Here is a 13,286-nt window from a genome sequence, read left to right as displayed (position 1 = left end):
GGATCACCCGGACCCCAGCACCGCGGCCGCGATCGTGGCGTCGTCGCCGGGCGGGACGGTCCGCAGGTCCAGCAGGCAGCGGTCGCGGACCACGCGGCCGACGACGGGTGGCTGCCCGGCCCGCAGCGCCTCGGCGTAGGGCGCGGGCAACGCGACGGCCACGCTCGGCAGCTCGACCCCGGGCGCGCCCCCGCCCCCGACGGCAACGGTCGACTCGACGACCTCGGCGTCGACTCCGGCCGCACGCAGCGTCGCGCACAGCTCCTCCGCACGGCCGCGCAACTCCGGCAGCGGGATCCGCAGCGCTTCCCGCACCGGGGGCAGCGGGCCGCGCAAGGTCGCCTCGAGTGCCGCCAGCGTCAGCTTGTCCACGCGCAGCGCCCGCGCCGCCGGGTGCCGGCGCAGCCGCTCCACCAGCGCCGCGTCGCCGAGCAGGAGGCCGGCCTGCGGGCCGCCGAGGAGCTTGTCGCCACTCGCGGTCACCAGGTGCGCGCCCTGGGCCAGGACCGTGGCCGCGTCGGGTTCGTCCGGCAGCAGCGGGTGCGGCGCGAGCAGCCCCGAGCCGATGTCCACGACCAGCGGCACCCCGAGCCCGGCCAGGTCCGCCACGGAGGCTTCCGCCGTGAAGCCGGTGACGCGGTAGTTGGACGGGTGGACCTTGAGCACGAATCCGGTTCCGGGGCCGAGCGCGGCGGCGTAGTCGGCGAGGTGCGTGCGGTTCGTCGTCCCGACCTCGCGCAGCCGCGAGCCGGTCGAGGCCAGCAGGTCGGGGATCCGGAAGCCGTCGCCGATCTCGACCAGCTCACCGCGGCTGACCACGATCTCGCGGCCCGGCGCGAGCGCGAGGGCGCACAGCAGCAGCGCGGCGGCGTTGTTGTTCACCACGTGCACGCCGCCGGCGGCCGGGACGGCGTCGGCCAGGGCCGCGAGCGCACCGCGGCCCCGGCGGGCGCGCCGGCCCGTGGCGAGGTCGAACTCGACGTCCGTGGCTCCCGCGGCCGCGGCGACCGCGTCCACCGCCGCCGGTGACAACGGCGCCCGGCCGAGGTTGGTGTGCACGACAACGCCGGTGGCGTTGACGACGGGCCGCAGCGAAGTGGCGTGCCCGGGCAAGTGGGCGAGGACGTCGTCCACGATCGTCTCGGGCGGGATCAGGCCTTCGCGGATCCGTTGTTGCGCGGCGGTCACGACGGACTTCACCAGCTCACGACCGAGCGGCTCGGCGGCCTTCGCGATGCGGGGGTCGGCGAGCAGCGCGTCGGTGCGGGGCACGGCCCGGCGCGGATCGGTCACCCGCGGCGCTCCCGGCGGAGGCGGACGGGAATCGAACCCGCCGGCGACAGCGTCTGCCGCCCGACGGTTTTGAAGACCGCGCCGGCCACCAGGCCGGAGACGCCTCCCTGGAGCATCCCGCCATCCTGCCAAGGTCGCGCCGCGTCCGCAGCCCGGGCACGATGGGGCGCGTGGAACACCGGCTGACGCAGTACGCGCACGGCGGCGGTTGTGCGTGCAAGATCCCGCCCGGCGAGCTCGAGGACGTGGTCCGCGGCCTGACCGGCAAGTCGCCCGTCGACCCGCCCGGCGAGCTGCTGGTCGGCCTCGACGACGGCGACGACGCGGCCGCCGTGCGCATCTCCGGCGGCACGGCCCTCATCGCCACGACCGACTTTTTCACCCCCGTCGTCGACGACCCGTACGACTGGGGCCGCATCGCCGCCGCCAACGCCCTGTCCGACGTGTACGCGATGGGCGGCACCCCCGTGGTCGCCGTGAACCTGCTCTGCTGGCCGCGCGGAGTGCTGCCGTTCGAGCTCGCCACGGAGGTCCTGCGCGGCGGCCTCGACGTCTGCGGACCGGCCGGCTGCCACCTCGCGGGCGGGCACAGCGTCGACGACCCCGAGCCGAAGTACGGCCTCGCCGTGACCGGCATCGCCGACCCGGACCGCCTGCTGCGCAACGACTCCGGCCGCCCGGGCGTGCCCCTCACCCTCACGAAACCGCTCGGCATCGGCGTGCTCAACTCGCGCCACAAGGCCACCGGTGAACGCTTCGACCACGCCATCGCCACCATGACCACGCTCAACGCCGACGCCTCCCGCGCCGCCCTGGCCGCCGGCGCCACCTGCGCGACCGACGTCACCGGCTTCGGGCTGCTCGGCCACCTGCACAAGCTCGCCCGCGCCAGCCACGTCACCGCCCGCCTCGACCCGGCCGCCGTCCCCTACCTCGACGGCGCCCGCGAGGCCCTCGCCGCCGGCCACGTCAGCGGCGGGACGCGCCGCAACCTCGACTGGGTCCGCCCCCACACCGACCTTTCCCGTATCCCCGAGGACGAGGCCTTGCTCCTGGCCGACGCCCAGACCTCGGGCGGCCTCCTGATCGCCGGCGAGGTCCCGGGCTACCCGGTGATCGGCGAGCTCGTGGCGGCCGGCGAGCACACCGTCGTCGTCGGCTGATCCGGCGCTCGCCCCGCCGACCGGCCGAAGTGGACAGTGGCCGAAGCGAACCGCGCCCGCCGAAGGTTGAGCCGACGCGGGAGCGGGAACCCGGGGACCACCCGGCGGCCCGCGCCGGACCGTGACGTGACGATGGAGGTGCGGTGGTGACCGAAGAGGTGCAGCCGATTCCACCGAAGGAACGCTCGTTCGGCGAACTCGTCGCCGACCTCGGCGACCAGGTGAAACGGCTGGTGCGCGACGAGGTCCGGCTCGGGGTTCTGGAGCTGAAGCAAAAGAGCACGAGGATGGGTGTGGGTGCCGGGTTGTTCGGCGCCGCGGGGCTCGTCGCGTTGTTCGGTGCGGGGGCGCTGGTGGCCGCCGCGATCATGGCGCTCGCGCTGGTGCTGCCGGGATGGGCGTCGGCGCTGGTCGTCGCGGGTGTGTTGTTCGTGGTCGCTGGCATTTCGGCGCTGGTCGGGCGCACGCAGATCAAGAACGCGACACCGCCGGTGCCGCGGGAAGCCATCGAAGGCGTCCGCGAGGACGTCGAGGTCGTGCGGCAGGAGGTGCGCTCGTGAACCGCGAGTTCCCCGAGACCCCGGACGAGGTCCGCATCGACCGCGACGCCACGCGCGCCGAGCTGGCGCAGACGCTGGAGACCCTCGAGCAGAAGCTCGACGTGCGCCCGAAGATCAAGCAGGGCCTCGACGACCGGCTCGACCAGGCCGAGGCGAAGGTCGGCACGGTCGTCGGCGAACCGACGGCCAAGAAGTTCCGCCAGGGCGCCGAAACCGTGCGCGCCAACCCGGTGCCGGTGTTCGCGAGCGTGCTCGGCCTGATCGTCGTGCTGCGGCTCATCCTGCGCCGGCGCTCGCACGACGAACACTGACCGGCGCGTTGTCGTTCAGGCGCGCCACGGATGTTTGCCCGCCGCCGCCCGGCGGTACCCGGGCGGCATGACCACAACCGTTGCGGACTACGTGGTGCAGAGGCTGCGCGAATGGGACGTCGAGCAGGTGTTCGGCTATCCCGGGGACGGCATCAACGGCCTCGTCACCGCGTTCGGCACCGCCGGGAACGAGCCGCGGTTCGTGCAGGCACGACACGAGGAGATGGCGGCGTTCGAGGCCGTCGGCTACGCGAAGTTCAGCGGGCGCGTCGGCGTGTGCGCGGCGACCTCCGGGCCCGGCGCGATCCACCTGCTCAACGGCCTCTACGACGCCAAGCTCGACCACGTGCCCGTGGTGGCGATCGTCGGCCAGACCGCGCGCAGCGCGATGGGCGGCAGCTACCAGCAGGAAGTCGACCTACAGTCGCTGTTCAAGGACGTCGCGAGCGAGTACCTCGTCGAGGTCAACGTGCCCGAGCAGCTGCCCAACGCGCTCGACCGCGCCATCCGCACCGCGCTCGCGCAGCGCGCCCCCACGGCCCTGATCATCCCGGCGGACGTCCAGGAACTGCCGTACTCGCCGCCCGAGCACGCGTTCAAGCACGTGCCCTCCAGCCCGCCCGGCCACCCGCGCGCGAAGGTCGTGCCGCCGGCCGAGGAGCTGACGCGGGCGGCGGAGGTCCTCAACGCCGGTGAGAAGGTCGCGATCCTGGTCGGCCAGGGTGCGCGCAACGCCGTGACCGAGGTCCGCGAGGTCGCCGAGCTGACGGGCGCCGGAGTGGCGAAAGCGTTGCTGGGCAAGGACGTGCTGCCCGACGACTTGCCGTACGTCACCGGCGCGATCGGCCTGCTGGGCACGCGTCCGAGCTACGAGCTCATGAACGACTGCGACACGCTGCTGATCATCGGCTCCGGCTTCCCGTACAGCCAGTTCCTGCCGCCGTTCGGCCAGGCACGTGCCGTGCAGATCGACCTCGACGCGCGCTTCCTGGGCCTGCGCTACCCCACCGAGGTCACCCTCCTCGGCGACGCCAAGTCCACGTTGGCACAGCTCATCCCGTTGCTGGAACGCAAGACCGAACGCGGGTGGCGGGAGCGGATCGAGAAGAACGTGGCCGACTGGACGGACACCGTCACCCGCCAGGCCATGCTGGCGGCGGACCCGATCAACCCGATGCGGATCGTCCACGAGCTCTCCGAGCGGATCCCGGAAGACGCCATCGTCACCGCCGACGCCGGCTCGACCGCCAACTGGTACGCCCGCAACCTGCGCATGCGCGGCAGGATGCGCGGCTCGCTCTCGGGGACGCTGGCGACGATGGGCCCGAGCGTGCCGTACGCGATCGGCGCCAAGTTCGCACACCCCGACCGCCCGGTCGTCGCGCTCGTGGGCGACGGGGCCATGCAGATGAACGGCATGGCCGAGCTGCTCACCCTCGCGCGCTACCGCGAGCTCTGGCCCGACCAGCGCTGCGTGATCTGCGTCTTCCACAACGGTGACCTCAACCAGGTCACCTGGGAGCTGCGGGCGATGGGCGGCGCGCCCAAGTTCGAGCCCTCGCAGTCGCTGCCCGAAGTGTCCTATGCGGACTTCGCCCGCGGCATCGGGCTGGGCGGCATCGCGGTCGACGACCCCGAGCGGCTCGGCGACGCCTGGACGACGGCGCTCGACGCCGACGTCCCCACCGTGCTCGACGTGCGCTGCGATCCGGAGGTCCCGCCGATCCCGCCGCACGCCACGTTCGAGCAGATCAAGTCCATGACCGAAGCGGTGCTCAGGGGTGACCCGGACGCGTGGCACCTCGTCGCCCAGGGCCTCAAGACAAAGGTCCAGGAGCTCCTGCCGACGCGCACCTGATTCCGCGCACCAGAAAGGAGTCCCTTGTGGACACCCACGACCTGCGTCCCCTGACGACCACGACCGGACCGTTCGCCTCGGTCCACTTCGACCAGTCGCACGACACGGAGGACGCAGCAAAACAGCTCGAGCTGCGGCTCAGGGAGATCAAGGCGGCGCTGTCCGAACAGGACGCCGATCCGGAGACGGTCGACGCGATCGTCGCCGCGGTCGAAGCCGCTCCCCCGCCCGTCGGGCCGGCCGGCCGGAGCCTGATCGCCGCGCACGGCGAGATCGTGGCCGACCGCCGGCTCGCCGCGCCGCCCACCGCGCAGGAGGCGCGGTATTCGGACCTGCCGTACTTCCTGCCGGTGGTGACCCACGCCGACGACGCGCCCGAGTACGTGGTGGTGCTCGTCGACCGCCACGGCGCGGACGTCGAGGTGCACCACCGCGGCGGCACGGTGCGCGACGACACCGTGCAGGGCGCCGAGGACGACGTGCACAAGGCCCGCACCGGCGGCTCGGCGCACCGGGACCTGCAGCACCGCACGGAGGAAGCCGTGCGGCACAACCTCGAGGACGTCGCGACGGCCGTGGCCAAGACGGTCGAACGCACCGATGCCCGCCTGGTCGTGCTGGCCGGCGAGGTGCAGGCCCGCGCCGAGCTGCTGGGCCTGCTGCCGGAGCCCGTGCGCGCGATCGCCGAGGAGACCGGCGCCGGGGGCCGCGCGGCCGGCGCCGACCGCGCCGAGCTGGACGAGCACGTCCACGAACTGCTGGCCGGCCGCCACCTTCGCGAGCTGGACGACCTCGCCGACCGCTTCCGCGCCGAGACCGGCCGCGGATCCGGCCTCGCCGTCAGCGGCCTGGAGGCCGTCACCGCGGCGCTGTCCGAGTCCAACGTCGCCACCCTGCTCGTCGGCGACCCCGGCGACGCCGAGGTCCTGACCGGCCCCGAGCCCACCCAGGTCGGCGTCGCCGCGCCGCGGCTGGCCGCTCTCGGCGCGACCGAAACCGCACCACACCGCGCCGACGAGGCCCTCCCGTACGCCGCTGTAGCCGTCGGCGCCGACGTCGTGGTGATGGACGAACGACTCGACCTGGCGGGCGGGTTTGCCGCCCTGCTGCGGCACCCGTGACCCCCTGACCTCCGGGCGGTGCGGGCAGGCGGCGGGGTGTGCCCGCACCGCCCGGACACCGGGCAGCACAACGGGCCGGCCGGACACCACGTGCCGGCCGGCCTCCTCTCAATCCTCCTTCGCGGCCTCCATCACCGCGCCCGCCACGGCGTCCACCACACCGTCGTCGAAAACCGTGGGCACGATCCGCTGCGGGGTGAGGTCGTCGGCGACGACATCGGCGATGGCGCGGGCCGCGGCGAGCAGCATGCGGCTCGTGATGCGGGGCGCGCCGGAGTCCAGCAGGCCGCGGAAGACGCCCGGGAACACCAGCACGTTGTTGATCTGGTTCGGGTGGTCGCTGCGCCCGGTCGCGACGATCTCGGCGTGTTTGCCCGCGAGGTCCGGATCGATCTCGGGGTCCGGGTTGGCCAGCGCGAACACGATCGCGCGGTCGGCCATCGCGGCTATGTCGTCTTCGCCGAGCAGACCGCCCGCGCTGACGCCGATGAAGACGTCGGCGCCCGAGAGCGCGTCGCGCAGGCTGCCTTCGACGGTCCCGTCGCGGTTGGTGTTCTCGGCGAGCCAGCGTTTCTCGCCGACGAGGTCACGGCCGGGGTGCAGCACGCCTTGGCTGTCGCACACCACGATGCGCTCGTAGCCGGCCTCGCGCAGCAGCCGCGCCGTGGCGCTGCCCGCCGCGCCCGCGCCGGAGATCACCACGGAGGTGCCGGCGGCCTCGCGGTCGGTCAGCTTCATCGCGTTGTGCAGCGCCGCGAGCACGACGACCGCGGTGCCGTGCTGGTCGTCGTGGAAGACGGGGATGTCGAGCTCGTCGTGCAGGCGGCGCTCGACGGTGAAGCACCTCGGCGCGGCGATGTCCTCGAGGTTGATCGCACCGAACGAGGTCGCGAGGTCCTTCACGGTGCGCACCAGGTCGTCCGGGTCCCGGCTGACCGGGCAGATCGGCCAGGCGTCGACGTCGGCGAACCGCTTCAGCAGCGCCGCTTTGCCCTCCATCACCGGCAGCGCGGCGGCCGGCCCGCGGTCGCCGAGGCCGAGCAGCGCCGAGCCGTCGGACACGATCGCGACCGCGTTGGCCTTCACCGTCTCGCGCATCAGCGCGGACGGGTCGTCGGCCACCCGCTCGGCCACCTCGGCGACCCCGGGCGTGTACTCCTTCGCCAGGTCCTCGGGTCCGTCGAGGCGGACCCGGGCCGAGACCTCCACTTTTCCACGGCTATGGCTCATGCGCGCCGGATACCCCGTGCGGCCACCGGGAAATCGGCCGGTTTTTCACCGCCGCCTACTCGCGCAGAGCCGGCAACAGCTCCTTCTCCGAGAACGCCAGGAACTCCTCCTGCCGGTCGCCCCCGATCTGGATCAGCGCCAGATCCGTGAACCCCGAGTCCGCGAACTGCCGCACCGCTTCCCGGATCGGCCCCACCTCCGGACCGCACGGGATCCCCGCGGCGACGTCGTCCTGACGCACGAACTGCGTCGCACCGGCGAACCCGGCCGGGCCCGGCAGCTCCGAGTTGACCTTCCACCCGCCGCTGAACCAGCGGAACTGGTCGTGTGCCCGCCGCACGGCCGCGCCGCGATCCGGATCCCAGCACACGGGCAGCTGGGCGACCTTGCGCGTCGGCGGGCCGAGGCGCGTGGCGTCCCACTCGCCGCACAGAGCCGGGTCGGGCTCGACCGCGATCATGACGTCCGCCTGCGGCGCGAACCGGTGCACGGACTGCTTGCCGGACACGGCGATCCCGACCGGCACGCGCGTCGGCGAGAGGTCCCAGAGCTTCGCGGAGTCCACCCGGAAGTGCTTGCCCTCGTAGCTGAACGACCCGCCGTCGAACAGGCCGCCGATGATCTGCACGGCCTCGGCGAGCAGGTCGTGGCGCACGTTCACCGGCGGCCAGCCCTGCCCGGCGACGTGCTCGTTGAGGTTCTCCCCCGCGCCGAGGCCGAGGGTGAACCGGTCGTCGGACAGCAGCTGGATCGTCGCCGCCTTCTGCGCGACGACGGCCGGGTGGTACCGCATCGTCGGGCAGGTCACGAACGTCATCAGGTCCACCCGTTCGGTCACCTGGCTCACCGCGCCGAGCACGCTCCACGCATACGGCGCGTGTCCCTGCTCCGCGAGCCAGGGCGAGTAGTGGTCGCTGCAGACCTCGAAGTCGAAGCCCGCCCGCTCCGCCCCGGCCGCGTGGGCGACCAGGTCCTTCGGCCCGGCCTGCTCGGTCATCAACGTGTAGCCGATGCGCATGCGGTGTCCCCCGCTCGGTCGCGTCGTGGCGAACCGCCGCCGGTCCGCCCTTCCGCCGCCGGGGTTGCCCGCCCCGCGCCGCGCGAAACCGGCCGCCCTCCCCGAAAGGAGGACGGCCGCGCCGTCACGGCTTCGGCAGCTCCAGCCAGGAGCGGATCTCCCGGTTCGCCGTCACCCGGCGCGGCGCGGTCCGGGGGCGGTTGGCGGTCTGATCTGCGAAGCTGCGGGGCATGGCTTCCCGGACGGGTTCTCCCTGGTTGCGCTGGACGACGATCGCCCCGGCGGTCGCGGTGGTGGTGCTGGCGGTGACGTGGGGGCGGGTGCTCGGGACGGTGCCGGTGATCCTCGTCGCGGTGGTGCTGGCGGCCGCGGTGCTGGCGGCGGTGCACCATGCGGAGGTGGTGGCGCACCGCGTCGGCGAGCCGTTCGGGTCGCTCGTGCTGGCGGTGGCCGTCACGGTGATCGAGGTGGCGCTCATCGTCACGCTCATGGTCTCCGGCGGCCCGAAAACGGCTTCGCTCGCGCGGGACACGGTGTTCGCGGCCGTGATGATCACGTGCAACGGCATCCTCGGCCTCTCGCTGCTGGTGGGCGCGTGGCGGCGCAAGACGACGGTGTTCAACGCCGAGGGCACCGGCTCGGCGCTGGCCACCGTCGCGACGCTCGCCACCCTCAGCCTCGTCCTGCCCACGTTCACCACTTCCCGCCGCGGCCCCGAGTTCTCCCCCGCGCAGCTGGGGTTCGCCGCGATCGCGTCGCTGATCCTCTACGGGCTTTTCGTGGTCACGCAGACCGTGCGCCACCGCGACTTCTTCCTGCCGATCGACGACGCCGGCGCGGTGGTCGAGGAGGATTCGCACGCGAAGCCGACGACCACGCGCACCGCGTTGTTCAGTCTCGGGCTGCTGCTGGTGGCGCTCGTGGCGGTGGTCGGGCTGGCCAAAGTGGAGTCCCCGGCGATCGAGGCCGGTGTGGCGGCGCTGGGGTTCCCGCAGTCGTTCGTCGGCGTGGTGATCGCGCTGCTCGTGCTCCTGCCCGAGACGCTCGCCGCCACCAACGCCGCGCGGCGCGACCGCGTGCAGGTCAGCCTGAACCTCGCGCTGGGTTCGGCGATGGCCAGCATCGGCCTTACGATCCCGGCGATCGCGCTCGCGTCGATCTGGCTCAGCGGGCCGCTGCTGCTGGGCCTGGACGCCACGCAGATCGTGCTGCTGGTGATCACCGTCGTGGTCGGCGGCCTCACCGTGGTGCCGGGCCGCGCGACGCGCCTGCAGGGCGGTGTCCACCTCGTGCTGCTCGCGGCTTTCGTGTTCCTCGCCGCCAGTCCGTAGACCGCTGTCGAGCCGGGCCACGCCCGTTCGTCCTCGGGGTGCAAGGACCTCGTGGAAAGGACGGACGATGGACACTTTGGCGTTGTACCGGCAGGCGCAGGACGGGTTCGACGCGGTGCTCGCCGCGGTGCCGGCCGAGCGCTGGGACGCGCGCTCGACGTGCCCCGGGTGGTCGGTGCGCGACCTCGCGGGCCACGCGGTCTGGGGCCAGCACCAGCTGCGCGCCTGGGCCGCCGGCGAGGACTACGCAGACCGCTCGGGTGCACCGGGTTCGCCCCACCCCGCGCCGGTCGCGGGCGACGACCCGCTCACGACCTGGCGGAACGCCCGCACGGCCTGCCTCGCCGCGCTGACCCCGGAAGCACTCACGCGGACCACCACGATCCCGGGCCTCGGCGACGTGCCGGTCGCCGCGGTGGTGAGCCTGCTGACCACCGACTTGGTCGCCCACACGTGGGACATCGGCCACGCCCTGGGCGCCGACGTGCACCTCGACCCGGCCACGGTCGCGGTCGCCTTCGACTGGGCCCGCGCGCACGCCGTGCGCGCCCCCGGCTTCTTCGGCCCGGAACTCACCCCGCCGGCCGGCTCGGACGACCAGACGCGACTGCTGGCCTTCCTCGGCCGGGCGGCCTGGGAGCCGGTCGCCGCGTGAGGTACGCCGGTGGGTGTGTCCGGTGTGGACACACCCACCGGCTTCGTCCGATTCCGGCGGGTGGCAGTAACCCGGCAGGAACGGCCGGCAAGCGGGCACGACCGGACCGAGCGCGCCGATCACCGCGCTCTGGGTTCCCCTCTCCTGACGCGGCGGGCCCGACCCCGGTCCTCGAGGTCGTGCCGGGGTCATGTCCCGAGCGCCTTGCGGCCCCGGTCGAACGCGGCCAGTGCGGCGCCGACCGAGGCCGCGACCGTGACCTCGAAGACCTCTTCCTCGGTGTGGCCCGCGGCCAGCAGGGCGGCGACGTCGGCATCGGTCACGCGGTAGGACGCGGCGCGGACGGTGTCGGCGTAGGTCTGCCACGGCTCGGCCACCGGGTCGCCGGCGACGAGCGCCGCGCGCAGAGCCCGGTCGGTGACACCGCGCGCTTCGACCACCACGTGGCGGAGGTTTTCGACGACGTCGCCGTGGTCGGTCTTCGTACCGCCGGAGAGCAGGAAACCGGGGAAGCGGTAGCCGAAGCGGTGCAGCGCCTGGGTGCCGCTCTCCAATTGGCCGTCGCGCAGCTCGAAGCCGAACGCGTTGGCCAGGCGGTTGACCACGTCCCACACGAGGTTCACGCGCAGCGCCTCCAGCACGGCCGGCGCGGGCACGTCGGCTACCAGCGACGCGTCGGGCTCGCCGCCCGGCCGCGAAACGGTGTCCAGGAAGGCGCGCACCGCCCGCAGTTCGGGGCGGGCGGACGCCGGTTCGTCCGGGTCCACCTCACCGTCGCCGGCGATGCGCGTGAGCTCCGCGTGGGTGACGATGCAGAACGGGCACTCGTGCAGCTTCGCCGTGCCCATCGCCAGGTACTCGCGCTCGCCGGCCGTCCACGACGACGGGCCGCGCATGGCCGGCGCCGTGAGGTCCAGCAGCGCACGGGTCATGAACTCCGGCCGGTACAGCAGCGTCCGCACGATGTCGGGACTGTCCACTCGGGACATCGCGGACGTGGCCGACAGGAACAGCTTCGCGCGGCGGCGGTGGCCGCGCTCCAGAATGGACAGTCTCACGGTGCCTCCCCAGGGGTGCGTGCGTCGAGGTCGAGCAGGCGGCGGGCGAGGAACCGCCGGTCCGCCGGCGTGTGGGCGAGCTCGTGGGCGCGCCGGTAGGCGGTGGCCGCCTCTCCGCGGCGGTCGAGGCGGCGCAGCAGGTCGGCGCGCGCCGCGTGCATCAGGTGGTACTGACCGAGCCCGTCGATGCGGTCGATCAGCGCGAGCCCGTCGGCCGCGCCCTGCGCCATCGCCACCGCGACGGCGTGGTTCAGCGCCACGACGGGCGAAGGCGTGAGCTCCAGCAGCCGCGCGTACAGGCCCGCGATGCCCGCCCAGTCGGTGAGCTCGGCCGAGGGCGCCTGCGCGTGCAGCGCGGCGATCGCGGCCTGCACCTGGTACGGCCCGGGCTCGCCGTGGCGCAGCGCGCGGTCCAGCAGCCCCAGGGCTTCGGCGATCTCGCCGCGATCCCACCGCGTCCGGTCCTGATCTTCCAGCAGCACCACGTCACCGGTCGGGCTGTGCCGCGCCGCCGCGCGCGAATCGTGCAGCAGCAGCACGGCGACGAGGCCGAGCGCCTCCGGTTCGTCCGGCATCAGCGTGGCCACGAGCTGGGCGAGCCGGATCGCCTCCCGCCGCAGCGTGGTGTGCTCGGGCGAGCCGGCCGCGGCGGTGTAGCCCTGGGTGAAGATCAGGTACACCACGGCGAGCACTCCGGCGAGCCGTTCGGGCAGCAGGTGATCCGGCGGGACTTCCAGCGTGATGCCGGCATCGCGGATCTTGCGTTTGGCCCGGACCAGCCGCTGCGCGAGCGTCGCTTCGCCGATGAGGAACGTCCGGGCGATCTGCCCGGCCGTCAGCCCGACCACGGCCTGCAGCGTCAGCGCGACGCGCGCCGGCTCGGCGAGCGCCGGGTGGCAGCAGGTGAAGATCAGGCTCAGCCGTTCGTCGCCCACCTCGAGCAGGCGCCGATCGGAGAAGTCGATCATCGGCACCTCCTGGACCTCGGCCCCGATCGCCGCGAGCTTCTCCCGGCCCAGCCGGGCGCGCCGCAGCCGGTCGATCGCGTTGTTGCGCGCCGCCGTGAGCAGCCACGCGACCGGGTCGTCGGGCACGGCGGCCCACTTGCGCAGGGCGAGCGCGCACGCCTCCTGCAACGCGTCCTCCGCGAGCTCGAAGTCGCCGAGCACGCGGATCAGCGCGGCGAGCATCCGCGCGCGGTCCGCGCGGTAGACCCGCTCCACCGCGGCGGCGGCCGGCTCACTCAGCAGGGGCCGCCACGTCGAGCGGCGCGTGGCCCACACCCGGGATCCCGACGACCGGCCGCACCTCGATCGAGCCTTCCTCCGCCATCGGGCACAGTGCGGCGAGCTCGAGAGCCTCGTCGAGGTTGCGGCAGTCGAACAGGTAGAACCCGCCGAGGTGCTCGTGGGTCTCCGCGAACGGGCCGTCGGTGATCAACGTGCGCCCGTCCCGCACGCTCACGGTCGTCGCCGTCGCCTCCGGCTGCAGCGGCTTGCCCTCCACCCACACGCCGCGGCGCCGGCACTCGTCGGCGAACGCGTTCACCCGTGCCACCGCCTCTTCGAACCCGGGATCGCCCGGTTCGGGGCGTACGCAGTTGTAGATCAGCAACATGTACTGCACAGGTCCTCCGCCTCATCTGGTCCAGCTCGTCCGAAGAGGATGACGAACAGCCCGACCGTAAC

13 protein-coding genes and 1 tRNA gene are annotated in these 13,286 nt (G+C 73.5%); 7 read left to right on the top strand and 7 right to left on the bottom strand.

Features of this window, described 5'->3' with window-relative positions; translation table 11 throughout:
- Positions 1 to 3: 3 nt before the first annotated feature.
- Positions 4 to 1,293, bottom strand: coding sequence for an L-seryl-tRNA(Sec) selenium transferase (selA, locus tag ACFY1H_RS07300; RefSeq protein WP_386945245.1), 1,290 nt, complete (start codon positions 1,291 to 1,293; stop codon positions 4 to 6).
- A gap of 15 nt (positions 1,294 to 1,308) precedes the next feature.
- Positions 1,309 to 1,400: transfer RNA gene (locus tag ACFY1H_RS07295), tRNA-Sec, on the bottom strand.
- A 54-nt stretch (positions 1,401 to 1,454) separates the two neighbouring features.
- Between ACFY1H_RS07295 and selD the strand changes: the two genes are divergently transcribed.
- From selD to ACFY1H_RS07270, 5 genes are all read left to right on the top strand, one after another.
- Complete coding sequence (selD, locus tag ACFY1H_RS07290; protein ID WP_386945243.1) at positions 1,455 to 2,456, top strand: selenide, water dikinase SelD; 1,002 nt, start codon at positions 1,455 to 1,457, stop codon at positions 2,454 to 2,456.
- A 146-nt stretch (positions 2,457 to 2,602) separates the two neighbouring features.
- Positions 2,603 to 3,016, top strand: a complete 414-nt coding sequence (locus ACFY1H_RS07285; protein ID WP_366576465.1) for a phage holin family protein — start codon at positions 2,603 to 2,605, stop codon at positions 3,014 to 3,016.
- Entirely contained in the window at positions 3,013 to 3,327 is a 315-nt protein-coding gene (locus tag ACFY1H_RS07280) for a DUF3618 domain-containing protein (protein WP_366576467.1), read from the top strand. The genes ACFY1H_RS07285 and ACFY1H_RS07280 overlap by 4 nt, the downstream gene beginning before the upstream one ends.
- 67 nt (positions 3,328 to 3,394) lie before the next feature.
- Entirely contained in the window at positions 3,395 to 5,185 is a 1,791-nt protein-coding gene (locus ACFY1H_RS07275) for a thiamine pyrophosphate-requiring protein (protein WP_366576469.1), read from the top strand.
- A 26-nt stretch (positions 5,186 to 5,211) separates the two neighbouring features.
- Positions 5,212 to 6,306: a Vms1/Ankzf1 family peptidyl-tRNA hydrolase gene (locus ACFY1H_RS07270; RefSeq protein WP_386945240.1), complete on the top strand. Its 1,095-nt coding sequence runs from the start codon at positions 5,212 to 5,214 to the stop codon at positions 6,304 to 6,306.
- Positions 6,307 to 6,414: 108 nt separating this feature from the next.
- Here the strand turns inward: ACFY1H_RS07270 and ACFY1H_RS07265 are convergent, their stop codons facing one another.
- Together ACFY1H_RS07265 and ACFY1H_RS07260 are read right to left on the bottom strand one after the other, a co-directional pair.
- Positions 6,415 to 7,536, bottom strand: a complete 1,122-nt coding sequence (locus tag ACFY1H_RS07265; RefSeq protein ID WP_386945238.1) for an NADP-dependent malic enzyme — start codon at positions 7,534 to 7,536, stop codon at positions 6,415 to 6,417.
- Between the two features lie 55 nt (positions 7,537 to 7,591).
- Positions 7,592 to 8,554 (bottom strand): TIGR03557 family F420-dependent LLM class oxidoreductase, encoded by a 963-nt coding sequence (locus tag ACFY1H_RS07260; protein ID WP_366576475.1) that lies wholly within the window; start codon positions 8,552 to 8,554, stop codon positions 7,592 to 7,594.
- Positions 8,555 to 8,784: 230 nt separating this feature from the next.
- Between ACFY1H_RS07260 and ACFY1H_RS07255 the strand changes: the two genes are divergently transcribed.
- Entirely contained in the window at positions 8,785 to 9,885 is a 1,101-nt protein-coding gene (locus ACFY1H_RS07255; protein ID WP_366576477.1) for an ionic transporter y4hA, read from the top strand.
- A gap of 67 nt (positions 9,886 to 9,952) precedes the next feature.
- The gene (locus ACFY1H_RS07250; protein ID WP_366576479.1) at positions 9,953 to 10,540 is read left to right on the top strand and encodes a TIGR03086 family metal-binding protein; all 588 of its coding nucleotides are present in this window, start codon (positions 9,953 to 9,955) and stop codon (positions 10,538 to 10,540) included.
- A 188-nt stretch (positions 10,541 to 10,728) separates the two neighbouring features.
- Here the strand turns inward: ACFY1H_RS07250 and ACFY1H_RS07245 are convergent, their stop codons facing one another.
- Genes ACFY1H_RS07245 through ACFY1H_RS07235 form a run of 3 tightly spaced genes read right to left on the bottom strand, consistent with a single transcriptional unit; the run spans position 10,729 to position 13,224 of the window.
- Entirely contained in the window at positions 10,729 to 11,598 is an 870-nt protein-coding gene (locus ACFY1H_RS07245; protein WP_386945236.1) for a hypothetical protein, read from the bottom strand.
- Positions 11,595 to 12,845, bottom strand: coding sequence for an RNA polymerase sigma factor (locus tag ACFY1H_RS07240; protein WP_386945939.1), 1,251 nt, complete (start codon positions 12,843 to 12,845; stop codon positions 11,595 to 11,597). Before ACFY1H_RS07240 ends, ACFY1H_RS07245 begins: the two co-directional genes overlap by 4 nt.
- The gene (locus ACFY1H_RS07235) at positions 12,838 to 13,224 is read right to left on the bottom strand and encodes a YciI family protein (RefSeq protein WP_366576483.1); all 387 of its coding nucleotides are present in this window, start codon (positions 13,222 to 13,224) and stop codon (positions 12,838 to 12,840) included. Before ACFY1H_RS07235 ends, ACFY1H_RS07240 begins: the two co-directional genes overlap by 8 nt.
- Positions 13,225 to 13,286 lie beyond the last annotated feature (62 nt).

The sequence above is a fragment of the Amycolatopsis sp. NPDC001319 genome, from assembly GCF_042896185.1.
In the GTDB taxonomy this organism is placed as follows: Bacteria; Actinomycetota; Actinomycetes; order Mycobacteriales; family Pseudonocardiaceae; genus Amycolatopsis.
Note: the sequence above shows the minus strand (reverse complement) of the source record. Positions and strands in the feature narration are given on the sequence as shown.